Here is a 16,699-nt window from a genome sequence, read left to right on the forward strand (position 1 = left end):
ATGTATAAGATATTTAAAATAGTTTTACTGAGCTGTTTTGTTTTCAATTCGGCTACGGTTTCAGCCCAGCTCAGCGAGTATTTGGCTGATGAAAACAGCAGGATTTCAATTTCACAACAAACTGAAAATGAAATCAGACGCTTTGTAGAGGATAATTTTAAAAACTATAAATTATCCAAAGAAACTACCGATGAGGTGATTAAACACCTTAGAGAGGAAGAGGAGTTTAGCGAAAAAGAGTTACAGAAGGCTTTAGTCAACACCAAAATATATGAGTTAAGAAAATTATTTTTTCTTCAAAATCCTGATAAAAAAGAAAATTATGTGGCCAAAATTCCGCCGCTAACCGTGATGCAAACTTGCACAAACGGCGACTTTGAATCGGGATCAGCAGGCTATACTTTTTGGTCTGATGCTTATCCGCAACCGGCAACCGGAACAGGTTTTTTTCAATCTTGTGCCATGCCAACCGCTGCTTCCGCCACTAATATGGTAACACCTGCCACTAATAATTTTGCTTCAACCATAACACTCATAGATAGTGGAAGTCCGGGATATCAAGCTTTTGATCCTACATTAGCCGGTTTAGGTGTAAATGTGCCTACTATTAATACCAATGGCGGGTCTAAGTCCATAAAACTTAATAATTCAGCCGGATTTGGTTCCTCGGATGTAACCACCATGTCTCGCTATTTCCCGGTAATCAATCAATCCACCATCGATTTTAATTTCTCTTTGGTTATGGATAATAAACCGGCACACGGTCAACCTATTCAACCTTTTTTCAGAGTCAGAGTTTTAGATCAAAACGGAAATGTAGTCGATGAAATATGTATCATCGCTAATCCTGATAACTGTTTGTTCAATACCTTAGTCGTGGGTTCAAACCGAAGAGTGCTTTATACCGGTTGGATTTGTGCCCGATTGAATGTAGGCGAAATTTTAAACCAACCCGGAACTATTGAATTTACGGTCAGTGATTGTGAACCTTCAGCGCACTTCGGAACGGTTTATGTTGATAATATCTGTGGATTTACTTGCGCGGTTCCTCAGTTAGGCGCCTTGAATACAGATCCGGCCAATATCAATTGTCCCGATATGTCAGGCGCAACTCCAATAGAAGTTTGCGGTACTTATCAGCCACCGGTAAATGCAGTTTTAAATACTATTTCTTTGAACATTCTTCAAAATAATGTTGTAATCGGAACTATGGCTGCACCTACAACACTGACAACAAGTACTTATTGTTTTACAGTTAACCCGAGTTTGTTCGGAGCCAATCCGTCAGGCGATTTTGAATTCCAGGTAAACGGAACTTTCAATGTCAATTGTCCGGCCGGAACCTTTGTTTACGATATTAGCGATAATTCAGCCAATATTGGTCCCGATGTGACATTTGCTGATTGTTGTCAAGCCACTTTATTACTGGTTTCGCCTACGGATGATTTGAGTAATTTAGCGGTAGCCACTACCAAAGAAAAAGAGAGGTCAGATTGGATTAAAGCGGCCAACATTGTTTCCGTTGGAGACAATGCAACCGGCAACGGAGTCGTCTATCATGCCGCAAATTATGTAGAGTTAAATCCGGGATTCGAAGCCGTAACCGGTTCGCAATTTGCCGCTTATCCGGAAGGTTGTACGAGTAACTTTGTTTACAGACAAACTGATGAAATTGAAACTGAAATCAAAGAAACTAATAGGGCAGAAGATACAATTGTCAATTTGATTAAAATAGCCAACGGTTTTGCCATCATCCCGAATCCGTCCAGCAGTACCATTCAAATTGTGATGAAAGATGTCCAATTTAACAAAATAAACATCACCTCAATAGACGGTAAAACGGTCTTGAATCGCAATATCGAAATGACCGATAAAACCCAATTGGATGTCAGCGGTTATGCTAATGGGGTTTATATCATCAACATAACTTCGGAGGACGGCAGAATTCATACCGAGAAATTGATTAAGAATTAATTTTACTTCTAAATACTTATAAACAAAGCTTCTCCCAACCGAGAAGCTTTTTTATATTTGTCAAAAGCCAAAAGCAATTTTATGCTACCATTAAATGTAAAAAACGAAACCTCTAGATTAAGAGCGGTTGTGCTCGGTTCGGCCGAAAATAACGGGCCAACACCCACAGCCGAAGAAGCTTATGACCCAAAATCATTAGAACATATCCTCGCCGGAACTTATCCCGTTGAAGCCGATATGGTCAAAGAAATGGAAGCGTTCAATCAAGTTTTTCAAAAATATGACGTTCAAGTCTTTCGCCCGAAATTGATTGAAAACTACAACCAAATTTTCACCCGAGACATCGGTTTTGTTATCGATGATATTTTTATCAAAGCCAACATTTTACCCGATAGAGAACGAGAACTGGATGCTATTCAGTATGTTATCGACCAAATCAATCCTGCAAAAGTAGTTCGTCCACCGGAAGAAGTTCACATAGAAGGTGGTGACGTCATGCTTTGGAACGACTATATTTTCATCGGAACTTACAAAGGTTCTGATTATAAAGATTACATCACCGCACGAACCAATATGCAAGGTGTAAACTATATCAAGGAATTGTTTCCGCACAAAAAAGTGAAAGAATTCGATTTGGTCAAATCCAAGTTGGAAGCCCGAGATAATGCACTACATTTAGACTGTTGTTTTCAACCCGTTGGAAAAAACAAAGGCATCATCTATAAAAGCGGTTTCCGCCAAGAATCGGATTATGTTTTTTTGGTCAAATTATTCGGCAAAGAAAACCTCTTCCACATCACGCGTGACGAAATGTACCACATGAATTCCAATGTGTTTTCCATAGATGACAATGTAGTAGTTTCAGAAAAAAACTTTACTAGACTAAACAACTGGCTTCGAGAAAACGGATTCACCGTAGAAGAAATCCCATACGCAGAAATTGCCAAACAAGAAGGCTTGTTGAGATGCTCGACTTTGCCGTTAATTAGAGATTAAAAATTGGTTTCAAGTTTAAGATTCCAAGTTAGCCAACCTGAAACTTTAAACCTGAAACTTTAAACCAAAAACAATGAAACAAACCACCAACTCCATACTAATGATACGCCCGGTGGCGTTTCGTATGAACGAGCAAACCGCGGTAAACAATTATTACCAAAAAGTACTAGACGGCTTATCGCCCGAAACCGTTAATGCCAAAGCCCAAGCCGAGTTTGATGCTTTTGTAAACAAGCTGCGAAAAGTCGGGGTTAATGTAATTGTAGTCGAAGACACTTTGGAACCCAATACTCCTGATAGTATTTTTCCCAACAATTGGATTTCGTTTCACGAAAACGGTGACGTGGTTTTATACCCCATGTTTGCTGAAAACCGCCGTGCCGAAAGAAGAGAGGATATTCTCGATATCTTGGAAGACGAAGGTTTCGAAATTAACGAAATCATGGATTATACCTTGGCCGAAGAAGACAATGTGTTTTTAGAAGGCACCGGTAGTTTACTTTTAGATCGCGAAAATGGGAAAGCCTATTGTGCTTTATCACCGCGTGCCGATGAAGAACTGATGATTGAATTTTGTGAGGATTTCGAATTTACTCCCGTGATTTTTGAAGCCTTCCAAACGGTTAATGGCGAAAGAAAATTAATTTATCATACCAATGTTATGATGACTTTAGGCGATACGTTTGCCGTAGTTTGTGCCGATTGTATCGACGACAAAAAAGAACGCAAAATGGTTTTAGACAGTCTGCGAGGCGATGACAAAGAAATCATCTTAATCACCGAAGACCAAGTCAACAACTTCGCCGGAAACATGCTGGAAGTCAAAGGTAAAAACGACGAAAGATTTTTAGTCATGAGCGAGTCGGCTTTTAAAAGCTTGACCAAAAAACAAATCGCTCAACTCGAAGCACACGTGGAAATCATCCACTCCAGTTTAGATACCATCGAAGCTTGCGGCGGCGGAAGTGCGCGTTGCATGATGGCGGAAATTTTCCTGCCTAAAGCATAATTTTAAGTAACACTTTAAAAAAAATCCCAAAGGCTAATTCAGCCTTTGGGATTTTTTTATTGGATTTGATAATTATTGAATTTTGATAAACTCATAACCGCCTTTGGTAGCGCCCCAAACTTGTTTGCCGTCTTTGTCAAAACCTTGATCCCAAGATAGAATTTGGGTTTCGGTTACGGTGACTTTAGAGTTGGCCCAACTCGCACCGCGCAATTCACTCGGACAAGTTTTATCGCCTGTTGCACCTTCAAATTTGTTTTTTCCGATGCGTTTGAGCTTTACTTCACAGCCTTGTTTTAGTTCGATATCGGCTTCGGTGAGTTGGTCATAAGCTTCGGGAGTGGCCCATTTGCCAATCCAAGCTTTTTCATCTTTTAGTGTGTAAATCTCACTGATGAATTCATCGCCTCTTTGCGAAACTTTATAAATTCTCACACGATACGGTTTGTCTTGTTTGTCAAAAATGGCTTGCTCCACAAAAAGGTAGTTGCCTTTGGCTTTCCAAATCGGTGTCATTCGAAGGGAAATATTGTAATAGTCTTTATCGGCAATAGATTGCTTCTCTGAAGAATAATGACCTTGCATCACTGTGACTAATTCTTGTAACTCCTTGCTGTTTTTGGATTGATTCTGAACTGATTTGCAACCAATCAACATCAAACTTACCGCTAAAAATAAAACAGTTTTTTTCATAAAATAACAATTAAATTCCTCTGATAATACTCAAAACGGCACTGATAATATATTGAATACCAATGGCAACCGTCAAGAAGCCAACAATTCTCGAAATGGCTACAATGCCCGATGCTCCGAGGTATTTGGCTAAATAATGTGCACTTCTCAAGATTAAAAATATCAATAAGGAAACAATGACAATAGAAAACACCGAAGACAAAATTTCCGGTGTAGAGTGATGGTCTTGGTTAAAAGCAATTAGCAACGAAATCGAACCCGGACCGGCCAACATAGGCATGGCCAACGGCGTTAGCGCTATCGAACTTCTGTTTTGCAAATCTTCCTCCACTTCTTTGCTGATTCCTTTTCGTTTCTTCGGATTAGCATTGAGCAATCCAAAACCCGAACTGGCAATCAAAATACCACCGGCAATTCGAAGTGCTGAGATTGTAATCCCAAAAAAGCTCAAAACATATTCGCCGACAAAAAAGGAGATTAATAAAATAATACAAACGTTAACCGCCGCCAAAAGCGACACTCGAGAACGCTCTGCTTTTGAATAGTCCTGTGTTAATCCCACAAAGAAAGGAATGGCGCCAATAGGATTCAAAACCGAGAACAAGGCACCCAACAAGACAAAAAAAGTATTCAGAAAGATTTCCATTTTTAATAATTCTAGTCTGCCACAAAGATAGGGAAAGAATAAAAGTAAGTGTTAAATTAAGAACATTATTAGTTAAATTTGCGCCATGAAAAACAAGAAAACACTAGTGCTCGGCGCTACAACCAAACCCGAAAGATACGCTTTCAAAGCCATCACTATGTTAGTGGAAAAAGGACATTCTGTCCTGGCTATCGGTCAAAATCAAGGCGAAGTCGCCGGTGTTGCCATCCGAACCAAAAACATTCCTTTAAAAAATATCGATACGGTGACTTTGTATTTAAATCCGGTCAGACAAAGAGATTACTACAATTACATTATCGAAACCAAACCCAAACGCGTCATTTTCAATCCGGGAACAGAGAATCCTGAGTTCTACCAATTGTTACAAAGCAACGGCATCAAAGTAGAAGTCGCTTGTACGTTGGTTTTATTGGCTACCAATCAGTATTAGGAGCGAATGGTTCGGGCTTTATTCGGAATGGTAATTCCTGCTTTTCGTTCTACTTCGTGCCACTACAATCAGGGCTAAAAAGGAATCCTTTTTAATATCGGGTGTTTTCCGTCGTCGGTTTGCTAATCAACAACAATCCGATAAAAGTGATGAAACCGTTGACAATAATCAATTCGTTATCTAAAACATAATCGCCTAACAATTCCGCAGAATACTTGCTGATTAAAAAGCAAATCGCCGGCGAAATCACACAAACCAAAGGCACAAATTTGTCGTGAACCGTTTTCGATTTCACAAACAAACCAAAGGCATACAATCCTAAAAGCGGTCCGTAAGTATAAGAAGCAATCTTAAAAATCATCTTCACTACCGAAGCGTCATTCACGGCATTGAACAAAACAATCACCAAAAACATCAAGAACGAAAAACCCACATGAACCAAGTGTCGTGTTCTCACAATATTGGGTTTGTTTTGGTTTTCGGCTTTGTCCATGCCTAAAAAGTCAACACAAAACGAAGTGGTTAAAGCGGTCAAAGCACTATCCGTTGTAGCAAAAGTTGCCGCAGTCAATCCCAATAAAAACACCACCGCCGGCACTATCGTTAAATGGTTAAAAGCAATTTCAGGGAACAATAAATCGGTGCGCGCCACACCGTCAACCATCGGAACCGCAATGCCGTTTTTCTCAGCATATAAGTATAACAAAGCGCCAACACTCAAAAAGAAAATATTAATCAGCACAAAAATCCCGGTAAACGTGAACATGTTTTTTTGGGCTTCGCCTATGTTTTTACAACTCAAATTTTTCTGCATTAAATCTTGGTCCAAACCAACCATGGCAATCGTCACGAAGATGCCGCCAAGCACTTGCTTCCAAAAATAATTGCCTTTTAAATAATCTTCAAAGAAGAAAACTTTAGAATAGTTACTGTTCTTAACCGCTTCAAAAGCTTGAAATGCTCCAAAATCTAAACTGTCGCAAATAAAATAAATCGTCAAAAACACTGAGGAAACTAAGAAAAAAGTTTGCAAAGTATCGGTAATGATAATCGTTTTCAATCCGCCGCGATAAGTGTAGGCAAAAATTAATCCCAACGAAATCAAAACCGTCAAAGCAAATGGAATTTGGAACGCATCAAACACATAACGCTGCAATACAATGACCACCAAATACAATCGAAAAGCCGAACCAATCGTGCGACTGATTAAGAAAATCGAGGCCGCGGTTTTGTAACTTATTGTGCCCAATCGTTGCTCAATATAACTGTAAATTGACGTCAAATTCATCCGGTAATACAACGGTAGTAAGACTTTGGCAATGATTAAAAAACCAATGGCATTGCCCAAGACAAATTGGAAATATTTAAACTGCAAATCGGGATTCCCCACTTCACCCGGAACCGAGATAAAAGTTACCCCGGACAGCGCCGTTCCTATCATTCCAAAAGCTACCAAATACCATTTGGAGTTTTTATTGGCTTTGAAAAAAGTGTCATTGTCAGTACCTTTTTTACTTACCATATTGGATATAAAAATTAATAATCCGAAGTAAATAACGATGATAATTAGAATAGTAGTTGGCGACATAAATAGTATTTTACAGTTAGCCAAAATACTAAAAAATGTGACTTTGTTTATTTGGTCATTTAGTTATTTGTAAAGAAAGGAATGTTGATAACAATTATGTAGCTAACAATCTAAAATTCTACTAATCTAACCATCTAATTTGTTACTTTTGCCTCATGGAATTTTCTTCAAAACTTTTAGAAAAAGCGGTCAACGAGATGGCGCAATTGCCGGGAATTGGTAAACGAACAGCTTTGCGATTAGTTCTGCATTTGCTTAAACAACCGGTAGAACAAACCCAATTTTTATCGCAAGCTTTGACTTCAATGCGTGAGGAAATTAAGTTTTGTAAAAATTGTCACAATATTTCTGATGTTGAGGTATGTGAAATTTGCAACAATCCGTCAAGAAACCATAAAATTATTTGCGTGGTAGAAGATGTACGCGATGTAATGGCTATAGAAAACACCAACCAATTCAAAGGAATTTACCATGTTTTAGGCGGCAAAATTTCGCCTATCGACGGTGTTGGTCCAAGTCAGCTAAATATTAAATCTTTGGTGGATAAAGTGGCTTTGGGACAAACAGAAGAATTGATTTTTGCGCTAAGCTCAACCATGGAAGGCGATACGACGAATTTTTATATCTTCAAGCAAATCAAAGATTTCGATATAAAAACATCGACTATTGCTCGCGGCATTGCGATAGGCGATGAGTTGGAATATGCCGATGAGGTAACTTTGGGCAGAAGTATTTTGAATAGGGTGCCTTTTGAAAATTCTTTAAAAAATTTATAGCAAAATAATAGGCCACTACATTTTTGTAATTAGATTTGAAAAATCTATCTTTGTTTGCTAATTTTTTTAAAAAATCTAATGAATAAACCCAAAATATATCTACTTTTTCTATTTAGTATTTTATTGACTTCCTGCGTTCCTACCAAAGATTTGGTTTATCTTCAAAATAAAAGCGAAGGCAATGCCACTGCGGTAACTCCTTCTAATCAAAAGCCTTACCGTTTGCAAACCAATGATTTGTTGAATATATCTATTAAGGCCATCGACCCTAAATTGGTTGAAATATTTAATCCTTCGGGTGCTCAGAATTTGGTTTCCACTCCGGATCAGGGGAATTATTTTAACGGCTATTCAGTGGATGACCACGGGAATATTCGGTTACCGATATTGGGAGAAATCAATGTTTTAGGTTATACCACAGAGGAAGTCAGAACCAAAATTGAGAAATTGCTTTTAGAGAAATATTTCAAAAGTGAAGCGGGTATTTTTGTGATTGTAAAATTGGCCGGATTCCGATATACTATCAATGGAGAAGTAACCAATACCGGTACAAAGACCTTGTTTCAGGATAAAGTTAATGTCATGGAAGCCATTGCTAATGCCGGAGATATCACCATCACTGGAGATAGAAAAGACGTGAAAGTAATCCGAACCTTTCCGCAAGGAAGTGAAACTTTTAGTTTGGATTTGACCGATGCTAAAGTGGTGAATTCCCCCGGATTTTATTTGCAACCCAACGATTATGTTTATGTAAAACCTTTGAAACAAAAATCTTGGGGAACCGGAAAAACGGGTATAGAATCTTTGACCACTATAGTAACTATTTTATCATTGGCCACAACCACATTTTTGTTGCTTAGAAATTAACACTCATTTTCATGTTAGACGTAAAAGATTTCACTTTTTTTGACAAACAAAGCAGCTTTGATTTCAAAGGATTTTTAATCAAAACCATAAGCTATTGGAAATGGTTTGTGGTAGGGTTGATTATTGCCTTTTCCATTGCGCATCAGGTTAATGTCAGAAAGCAAAAAATTTATGGCATTGAAACTACTATTGCCGTTAAAGAAGAAAACAACCCTTTTTTTACTTCCAATACCAGTTTGGTTTTCAATTGGGGCGGAACTTCTGATAAAGTTCAGATGATTTCAACTACTTTAAAATCAAGATCTCACAACGAATCGGTGGTTGATAGTTTGAATTTTTTTATCGATTATTTGAAACAAACTAAATATTTTGTTCAAGATGTTTACGGTGAAGTGCCTTTTAAAGTGAACATCGACAAAACAAAAAATCAATTGTTAGATCAGTTTGTGAAGGTCAAAATGATCAGTAAAGACAAATACCAAATAACCATTCCTTTTCAAGCTGATCAAGCCGAAGTAATTCAGTATGTCGGAAACTTGAAATCGGTTGTCAATGTGCCTAAAGGTGAGTTTAAAAGAGTGTATCGCATAGGTCAAGAGGTTAGTCTTCCATTCTTAAATTGGAAATTAACCTTGTCAGAAGCGTCTTGGAAGAATTTTGAAGAAGAAATCTTGGTGCGCTTTAATTCTTTTGATAATACGGTTTCCACTTTCAAAGGGCTCAGAGTGGATTTAGATGAAAAAGCCGGTTCGATTTTAAAGTTGGGTATGGAAGGTACCAACAAAGCCAGAATGGTCGATTACCTCAATGCTACTGTTGATGTTTTGATCAAAAGACAACTCGAAAACAAAAATAAATTTGCCGAGAACACCATTAACTTTATCGATGAAACCTTAGTTAAAATGGAAGGTCAATTGAAAGATTCGGGAGATGAACTAAAAGATTTCAGCAAAACCAATAACATTATCGATATTGAGGAAGGCGGAATGACTTATAAAAGTCAGCTAATTGATTACGACCTTCAAAAAGACCAAGTAGAAAGAAAATTAGCGTATTTAAGTTCGTTGAAAAATTACCTGAAAAACAGCGTTGATTTCTCCAAATTACCGGCGCCAACAGTAGCCGGAATTGATGAGCCGAATATTACTACCAACGTAGCCAAGTTGATTTCGTTGTCTATCAGTCGTTCCGAGTTAGCCTATTCCATCAAAGGCGATATTTATTACGAAAGAATTGATAATGAGATTCAATCGGTAAAAAAAGTGCTTTTGGAAAATGCCAATTCATTGAAAAATGCTTTGCAGTATGATTTAGAGTTGGCCAATCAAAAAATTCGTAAAGTAGAAGGTGAAATCAGCAGACTACCGGAGAACAAACAAGAATGGTTAAAGTTGTCCAGAAAATACAATTTGAGTGACAATATCTACAATACATTTTTACAAAAAAGAAGTGAAGCTTCCATTGTAAAAGCAGCCAACTTATCAGATATTCAATTTATTGATCCGGCAAAAGATGTTGGCGGAGGTTTGTTGGGACCCAAAACCAGTGTGAATTATGTCTTGGCTTTTTTTGTTGGTTTGTTGGTGCCGTTAGTGTTGGTATTCTTCATTTTCTTTATCAGTAATTCGATTCAAAACATTGAAGATATCTCGTCATTGACCCAATTACCGTTAATTGGAATTGTTGGGATTAAACATTCAGAAACCAATTTGTCAGTTTTTGAAAGACCTAAATCGGCCTTGTCCGAATCTTTTAGGGCGATTCGTTCCTCTTTACAGTTTTTATACAAAAAGCAAAGCATAGAAGGTACCAAAACCCTAATGTTGACTTCCTCAGTCAGCGGCGAAGGGAAAACTTTCTGTTCTATCAATATTGCTACAGTATTTGCCTTGAGCGAAAAGAAAACCATCATTTTAGGATTGGATTTGAGAAAGCCTAAAATCTTTGATGATTTTAATATCCAAAATGATATTGGTGCGGTCAATTATTTAATCGGGCAAAGAAAATTGGAAGATGTTATTCAGCATACACACATTCCGTATTTGGATGTCATCACCTCCGGACCAATTCCGCCTAATCCTTCCGAGTTGATTTTGGGCGATTCTATGAAAGAAATGATAACGCAGTTGAAGAAAAATTACGATTATATCATTTTAGATACACCGCCGGTAGGACTGGTTTCAGACGCTTTAGAGTTGGCACAGTTTTGCGATGTGACCTTGTATATTGTGCGTCAGAATTTCACCAAAAAAGAAATGCTGACACTCTTAAACAACAGAACCAAACGCGGAGAGTTGAACAATGTGAGTATCATTTTCAACGGTTATGAAAATAAAGCCAAATACGGTGTAGGTTATGGTTATGGTTACGGCTATGGCTACAGCTACGGTTACGGTTACGGCAGTGGTTATCATGAAGATGATGAGCCAAGTGGTTTCTTTGCCAAATGGAAATTCAGAATACTTAAAAAATTCAGGTTATGACAATGGATGCAAAAGCCATACTGATAACCGGAGGTGCCGGATTCATAGGTTCTAATCTGTGTGAATATTTCTTAGGAAAAGGACATCAGGTAACTTGTTTGGATAATTTTGCGACCGGTCATCGACATAATGTAGCCGAGTTTTTAAACCATCCGAATTTCAGATTAATAGAAGGAGATATTCGCAGTTTGGAGACTTGTCATGAAGCGGTGAAAAATATTGATTTTGTTTTGCACCAAGCTGCTTTGGGTTCAGTGCCACGCTCTATCAATGATCCGATTACGAGTAATGAAGTTAATGTTTCCGGGTTTTTAAATATGTTGGTGGCTTCCAGAGATGCCGGTGTCAAGCGTTTTATTTACGCAGCAAGTTCTTCAACCTATGGTGATTCTGAAAGTTTGCCCAAAGTAGAAGACAAAATAGGAAAACCGCTTTCGCCATATGCTATTACCAAGTATGTAAACGAATTATACGCCGAGATTTTCAGTAAAACCTATGGGTTGGAAACCATAGGGTTGCGTTATTTTAATGTCTACGGAAGAAGACAAGATCCTAATGGTGCTTATGCTGCAGTAATCCCCAAATTTGTGATGCAATTGATGTCGCATGAAAGTCCGGTGGTGAATGGTGACGGGAATTATTCCAGGGATTTTACTTACATAGATAATGTGATTCAGATGAATGAATTGGCCATGTTGACGCAAAATGAAGAAGCGGTCAATACGGTTTATAATACTGCTTTTGGTGACCGAACTACGCTGAATGATATGTTGTACTATCTAAAGTTGTATTTGTCGGAATTGGATCAAAGTATTGCTGATGTTCCGGTGATTTACGGACCAAATAGGGTTGGAGATATTCCTCACTCTTTGGCCAGTATTGACAAGGCAAAGCAACTGTTGCAGTACCAACCGAAGTTTTCTTTTCAGCAAGGATTGAAAGAAGCTGTGGCTTGGTATTGGAAGAATTTAAAAAAAGATTAAAAATTACTATTGAAATGAAAATAACTAATATTTGTTGTATCGGAGCAGGTTATGTTGGTGGACCAACCATGGCAGTTATAGCCGAGAAATGTCCACATATCAAGGTAACGGTTGTCGATTTAAATGAGTCACGAATAGCCGCTTGGAATGCCGAAGATGTGAACAATATTCCAATTTATGAACCCGGTTTGAATGAGATTGTGGCCAATACCAGAAATAAAAACTTATTCTTTTCAACCGAAGTTGATAAGGCAATTGATGAAGCGGAGTTGATTTTTATTTCAGTAAACACGCCAACCAAAACCTATGGAACCGGTAAAGGTATGGCGGCCGATTTAAAACACATCGAACTTTGTGCTCGTCAAATTGCCAAAGTGGCTAAGAACGACAAAATCATAGTAGAAAAATCTACTTTGCCGGTTAGAACCGCAGAAGCCTTGAAAAGTATTTTGGACAACACCGGTAATGGTGTACAGTTTCAAATATTATCTAATCCGGAGTTTCTTGCTGAAGGAACCGCCGTTCAGGACTTGTTAAATCCGGATAGGGTTTTAATTGGTGGAGAAACTTCGCCTGAAGGACAAAAAGCGATTGATTCTTTGGTTGATGTTTATGCCAATTGGGTGCCTAAAGAACGCATTTTGAAGACTAATGTATGGTCGTCTGAATTGTCAAAATTAACGGCGAATGCTTTTTTGGCACAAAGAGTTTCTTCGATTAATGCCATGTCGGAATTGTGTGAAAAAACGGAGGCCAACATCAATGAAGTGGCCAAAGCCATTGGAATGGACAGCCGAATCGGTTCGAAATTTTTAAAGGCATCGGTTGGTTTCGGAGGTTCTTGTTTTCAAAAAGACATCCTGAATTTGGTTTACATTTCCAAAGCTTTCGGTTTAAACGAAGTAGCCGATTATTGGGAACAAGTCATCATTATGAATGACCATCAGAAAAGAAGATTTTCAAGAAACATAGTGCAAACTTTGTACAACACGGTTTCCGGAAAAAAAATTGCTTTCTTGGGTTGGGCTTTTAAAAAAGACACCAACGATACCAGAGAATCTGCCGCTATTTATGTAGCCGATGATTTAATCAACGAGCAAGCGAGCATTGCAATGTATGATCCTAAAGTAAAGCACGACCAAGTCTTATCTGATTTGAATTATTTAGAAACCAGAAGCGCGTCGGAAAACGAAAAGCGAATCAGTACTTTTGACAATCCTTATGCTGCTTGTGAAAATGCGCATGCCGTGGCTATTTTAACCGAATGGGATGAGTTTAAAACTTACGATTGGAAAAGAATATACGACAGTATGTTAAAACCTGCCTTTGTCTTTGACGGAAGAAATCTTTTAGATGGTGAAAAAATGAAGGCTATTGGATTTGTTTATCAATCCATCGGGAGTTAATTTTTACCAAAGCGGATTTTGGTGCTTTATTTAAGCCGCGGTAAGTTTTTAAGAGAATAATGAATACTAAAAAATATAATAATGACTATTAAAATTGCAGTTATAGGGTTGGGCTATGTAGGTTTGCCTTTGGCAAGATTGTTTGCTACAAAGTATCCTGTAGTAGGTTTTGATATCAATCAGAATAGAATTAATGAGTTAAACTCCGGATTGGATTCAACTCTTGAGGTCGATGAAGCTGCTTTAAACGAAGTATTGGTCGGTTCCGCCAATGAGTCAACAGGCTTGTTTTGCAGTAGTTCAATTGAAGATATCAGAGACTGTAATTATTACATAGTTACGGTTCCGACACCGGTGGATAAAAACAATCGTCCCGATTTGAATCCGCTTTATAAATCAAGTGAGACTGTGGGGAAAGTTTTAAAACCCGGAGATATCGTGATTTATGAGTCGACCGTTTATCCCGGAGTTACAGAAGAAGAGTGTATTCCGGTTTTAGAAAGAGTCAGCGGTTTGAAATTCAATGCAGATTTTTTTGCCGGTTATTCGCCGGAAAGAATCAATCCCGGAGATAAAGAGCATACCGTTGAAAAAATATTGAAAGTAACCTCAGGTTCTACGCCGGAAATTGGTCAGAAAGTAAATGATTTATACAAGTCGGTGATTACTGCCGGAACACATTTGGCACCTTCCATAAAAGTAGCAGAAGCGGCTAAAGTTATCGAAAATTCACAAAGAGACATTAATATTGCTTTTGTAAACGAATTGGCTAAAATTTTTAATTTATTAGAAATTGATACTCATGCCGTTTTAGAAGCCGCGGGAACCAAATGGAATTTTTTACCGTTCAAACCCGGATTGGTGGGCGGACATTGTATAGGAGTTGACCCTTATTATTTGGCCCAAAAAGCACAAGAGAAAGGGTATCATCCCGAGATTATTTTGGCCGGAAGAAGGTTAAATGACAGTATGGGTGAATATGTAGCCTCACAAGTGGTAAAACTGATGATCAAAAAAGGGGTTGCCATCAACGGTGCCAAGTTGTTGATGCTGGGCATTACTTTTAAAGAAAATTGTCCGGATGTGCGCAATACCAAAATCGTAGACGTAGTACATGCTTTAGAAGATTACGGTATAGAGGTAACCATTTTTGATCCGTGGGCTAAACCTGCTGAAGTTAAGCATGAATACCAATTAATCACTACCGAAGAATTGCCGAAAGACACTTATGATGCTATTGTTTTAGGAGTAGCGCACAAAGAATTTACTACCCTTGACTTGTCAAAATTGAAGAAAGCAAATGGCGTTTTATTTGATGTTAAGGGTGTTTTGAATGAAAAGGCAGATGGGAGACTTTAGTGCTCAGTCACAGTTTTTAGTGTTTAGTTAGTGATTTTCAACATTAAGAAGTTAACAGGATTAAGGGTTTTATAAAGACTTAATTGTCTTTAATGCAATATATTAAGAGTAATGAAAAAGATTTTGATAACCGGGGGCGCGGGTTTTATAGGTTCTCATGTGGTTCGTCGTTTTGTGACGAATTATCCGGAGTATCAAATTTTTAATTTAGACGCTTTGACCTATGCCGGAAATCTTGAAAATATTGCCGATATTGAACATGCTTCTAATTATACTTTTATCAAAGGTGATATTGTTGAAACTGATTTCATCAATGATTTGTTTCAAAAACACCAATTTGATGGGGTAATCCATTTGGCCGCCGAATCCCATGTGGATCGTTCTATTACAGATCCGTTGGCTTTTGTGAAAACCAATGTTTTTGGAACAATGAATTTGCTCAATGCAGCAAAAATGATTTGGAAAGACAATTTTAAGAACAAACGATTTTACCATGTCAGTACCGATGAAGTTTACGGCAGTTTGGGTGCTACGGGATTGTTCACAGAGACTACGCCTTATGATCCTAATTCTCCGTATTCCGCTTCAAAAGCCAGTTCCGATCATTTTGTTCGTGCTTATGGGGAAACTTACGGATTGCCTTATGTGATTACGAATTGTTCTAACAATTACGGTCCGAATCACTTTCCTGAGAAATTGATTCCGCTTTTTATTAATAACATCATCCAGAACAAACCGCTTCCGGTTTATGGTGACGGAAATTATACCCGAGATTGGTTATTTGTAATTGACCATGCCATTGCCATTGATTTGGTTTTTCATCAAGGCAAAAATCATGAAACTTATAATATTGGCGGTTTTAACGAGTGGAAAAACATTGATTTAGTCAAATTGCTTTGCCGAAAAATGGATGATAAATTGGGTAGTGTTTCAGGAACTTCAGAAAAATTAATTACTTACGTAAAAGACCGACCCGGCCACGATTTGCGGTATGCTATTGATGCTTCTAAAATTAATACCGAACTCGGTTGGAGACCTTCTGTTACTTTTGAGGAAGGTTTGGCTAAAACCATTGATTGGTTTTTATCTAACGAGGACTGGTTAAAGAATGTTACTTCGGGAGAATACGCAAAGTATTATGAGAAGCAGTATTCTTAATCTGCTTTAATTCACCATTACTTATTGTTGCCTTTTTTTGGGTTTCCGTCTTCGCTGAGGTCACAATGGATATTATTTTGCATTTAGTCATTAACGGGATAATTAGTTAGTTGCTAATTTTTCCGATTGTTTTTTTGCGAATACATAGTATATTAACTAAAAATCAACAATTTATTAACACGAAAACGTTTTCGTTTGTGTAGTGATTTTTTCTTTTGTAATTTGGATGGTTTAATTTGATAGTTTTATTGACCCAAATTCTGCTGTTTTTAAATTTAATCGTAGTTGACTGTTTCCGAGTCAGCGCTAT

Annotated in this window: 14 protein-coding genes; 11 read left to right on the forward strand and 3 right to left on the reverse strand. The window is 37.8% G+C overall.

Annotated features, from left to right (window positions below; genetic code table 11):
* The 3 genes from P7V56_RS05630 (at position 1) to ctlX (ending at position 3,979) form a co-directional block, all read left to right on the forward strand.
* On the forward strand, positions 1 to 1,974 hold the full coding sequence (locus P7V56_RS05630) for a 3-coathanger stack domain-containing protein (protein WP_171222694.1): 1,974 nt from the start codon (positions 1 to 3) through the stop codon (positions 1,972 to 1,974).
* An 81-nt stretch (positions 1,975 to 2,055) separates the two neighbouring features.
* Positions 2,056 to 2,970 carry a dimethylarginine dimethylaminohydrolase family protein gene (locus tag P7V56_RS05635; RefSeq protein WP_171222695.1) on the forward strand — a complete coding sequence of 305 codons (915 nt, stop codon included), beginning with the start codon at positions 2,056 to 2,058 and terminating at the stop codon, positions 2,968 to 2,970.
* A gap of 73 nt (positions 2,971 to 3,043) precedes the next feature.
* Positions 3,044 to 3,979: a citrulline utilization hydrolase CtlX gene (gene ctlX / locus P7V56_RS05640; RefSeq protein WP_171222696.1), complete on the forward strand. Its 936-nt coding sequence runs from the start codon at positions 3,044 to 3,046 to the stop codon at positions 3,977 to 3,979.
* 72 nt (positions 3,980 to 4,051) lie between these two features.
* Here ctlX and P7V56_RS05645 read toward each other — a convergent pair whose 3' ends face one another.
* Both P7V56_RS05645 and P7V56_RS05650 read right to left on the reverse strand, forming a co-directional pair.
* Positions 4,052 to 4,672: a chromophore lyase CpcT/CpeT gene (locus tag P7V56_RS05645; protein WP_171222697.1), complete on the reverse strand. Its 621-nt coding sequence runs from the start codon at positions 4,670 to 4,672 to the stop codon at positions 4,052 to 4,054.
* A 10-nt stretch (positions 4,673 to 4,682) separates the two neighbouring features.
* Complete coding sequence (locus tag P7V56_RS05650; protein ID WP_171222698.1) at positions 4,683 to 5,318, reverse strand: MarC family NAAT transporter; 636 nt, start codon at positions 5,316 to 5,318, stop codon at positions 4,683 to 4,685.
* Between the two features lie 85 nt (positions 5,319 to 5,403).
* Here P7V56_RS05650 and P7V56_RS05655 point away from each other — a divergent pair, with 85 nt between their 5' ends.
* Positions 5,404 to 5,769: a CoA-binding protein gene (locus P7V56_RS05655; RefSeq protein WP_171222699.1), complete on the forward strand. Its 366-nt coding sequence runs from the start codon at positions 5,404 to 5,406 to the stop codon at positions 5,767 to 5,769.
* Between the two features lie 91 nt (positions 5,770 to 5,860).
* Here P7V56_RS05655 and P7V56_RS05660 read toward each other — a convergent pair whose 3' ends face one another.
* Positions 5,861 to 7,357: a sodium:solute symporter gene (locus tag P7V56_RS05660; protein ID WP_171222700.1), complete on the reverse strand. Its 1,497-nt coding sequence runs from the start codon at positions 7,355 to 7,357 to the stop codon at positions 5,861 to 5,863.
* A 155-nt stretch (positions 7,358 to 7,512) separates the two neighbouring features.
* On the opposite strand from P7V56_RS05660, the gene recR reads away from it, so the two are divergent.
* The 7 genes from recR (at position 7,513) to rfbB (ending at position 16,389) form a co-directional block, all read left to right on the forward strand.
* The gene (gene recR / locus P7V56_RS05665; RefSeq protein ID WP_171222701.1) at positions 7,513 to 8,133 is read left to right on the forward strand and encodes a recombination mediator RecR; all 621 of its coding nucleotides are present in this window, start codon (positions 7,513 to 7,515) and stop codon (positions 8,131 to 8,133) included.
* 78 nt (positions 8,134 to 8,211) lie between these two features.
* Positions 8,212 to 9,000 (forward strand): polysaccharide biosynthesis/export family protein, encoded by a 789-nt coding sequence (locus tag P7V56_RS05670; RefSeq protein WP_171222702.1) that lies wholly within the window; start codon positions 8,212 to 8,214, stop codon positions 8,998 to 9,000.
* Positions 9,001 to 9,011: 11 nt separating this feature from the next.
* Positions 9,012 to 11,483, forward strand: coding sequence for an exopolysaccharide transport family protein (locus tag P7V56_RS05675; RefSeq protein WP_171222703.1), 2,472 nt, complete (start codon positions 9,012 to 9,014; stop codon positions 11,481 to 11,483).
* On the forward strand, positions 11,480 to 12,466 hold the full coding sequence (locus P7V56_RS05680; protein ID WP_171222704.1) for an SDR family oxidoreductase: 987 nt from the start codon (positions 11,480 to 11,482) through the stop codon (positions 12,464 to 12,466). Before P7V56_RS05675 ends, P7V56_RS05680 begins: the two co-directional genes overlap by 4 nt.
* A 14-nt stretch (positions 12,467 to 12,480) precedes the next feature.
* Complete coding sequence (locus P7V56_RS05685; RefSeq protein WP_171222705.1) at positions 12,481 to 13,872, forward strand: UDP-glucose 6-dehydrogenase; 1,392 nt, start codon at positions 12,481 to 12,483, stop codon at positions 13,870 to 13,872.
* Between the two features lie 81 nt (positions 13,873 to 13,953).
* Positions 13,954 to 15,231 carry a nucleotide sugar dehydrogenase gene (locus P7V56_RS05690; protein WP_171222706.1) on the forward strand — a complete coding sequence of 426 codons (1,278 nt, stop codon included), beginning with the start codon at positions 13,954 to 13,956 and terminating at the stop codon, positions 15,229 to 15,231.
* Positions 15,232 to 15,342: 111 nt separating this feature from the next.
* On the forward strand, positions 15,343 to 16,389 hold the full coding sequence (gene rfbB, locus P7V56_RS05695; protein ID WP_171222707.1) for a dTDP-glucose 4,6-dehydratase: 1,047 nt from the start codon (positions 15,343 to 15,345) through the stop codon (positions 16,387 to 16,389).
* Positions 16,390 to 16,699: the final 310 nt, after the last annotated feature.

Origin of the sequence: Flavobacterium sp. IMCC34852, from assembly GCF_030643905.1 — a bacterium.
Lineage (GTDB): Bacteria > Bacteroidota > Bacteroidia > Flavobacteriales > Flavobacteriaceae > Flavobacterium > Flavobacterium rivulicola.

What these genes read in the sequence shown, in the direction of transcription:
- P7V56_RS05645 (WP_171222697.1), bottom strand. Translation starts at nt 4,672, where the DNA reads ATGAAAAAAACTGTTTTATTTTTAGCGGTAAGTTTGATGTTGATTGGT.
- P7V56_RS05680 (WP_171222704.1), top strand. Translation starts at nt 11,480, where the DNA reads ATGACAATGGATGCAAAAGCCATACTGATAACCGGAGGTGCCGGATTC.
- recR (WP_171222701.1), top strand. Translation starts at nt 7,513, where the DNA reads ATGGAATTTTCTTCAAAACTTTTAGAAAAAGCGGTCAACGAGATGGCG.
- rfbB (WP_171222707.1), top strand. Translation starts at nt 15,343, where the DNA reads ATGAAAAAGATTTTGATAACCGGGGGCGCGGGTTTTATAGGTTCTCAT.
- P7V56_RS05630 (WP_171222694.1), top strand. Translation starts at nt 1, where the DNA reads ATGTATAAGATATTTAAAATAGTTTTACTGAGCTGTTTTGTTTTCAAT.
- P7V56_RS05670 (WP_171222702.1), top strand. Translation starts at nt 8,212, where the DNA reads ATGAATAAACCCAAAATATATCTACTTTTTCTATTTAGTATTTTATTG.
- ctlX (WP_171222696.1), top strand. Translation starts at nt 3,044, where the DNA reads ATGAAACAAACCACCAACTCCATACTAATGATACGCCCGGTGGCGTTT.
- P7V56_RS05660 (WP_171222700.1), bottom strand. Translation starts at nt 7,357, where the DNA reads ATGTCGCCAACTACTATTCTAATTATCATCGTTATTTACTTCGGATTA.
- P7V56_RS05655 (WP_171222699.1), top strand. Translation starts at nt 5,404, where the DNA reads ATGAAAAACAAGAAAACACTAGTGCTCGGCGCTACAACCAAACCCGAA.
- P7V56_RS05675 (WP_171222703.1), top strand. Translation starts at nt 9,012, where the DNA reads ATGTTAGACGTAAAAGATTTCACTTTTTTTGACAAACAAAGCAGCTTT.
- P7V56_RS05650 (WP_171222698.1), bottom strand. Translation starts at nt 5,318, where the DNA reads ATGGAAATCTTTCTGAATACTTTTTTTGTCTTGTTGGGTGCCTTGTTC.
- P7V56_RS05635 (WP_171222695.1), top strand. Translation starts at nt 2,056, where the DNA reads ATGCTACCATTAAATGTAAAAAACGAAACCTCTAGATTAAGAGCGGTT.
- P7V56_RS05690 (WP_171222706.1), top strand. Translation starts at nt 13,954, where the DNA reads ATGACTATTAAAATTGCAGTTATAGGGTTGGGCTATGTAGGTTTGCCT.
- P7V56_RS05685 (WP_171222705.1), top strand. Translation starts at nt 12,481, where the DNA reads ATGAAAATAACTAATATTTGTTGTATCGGAGCAGGTTATGTTGGTGGA.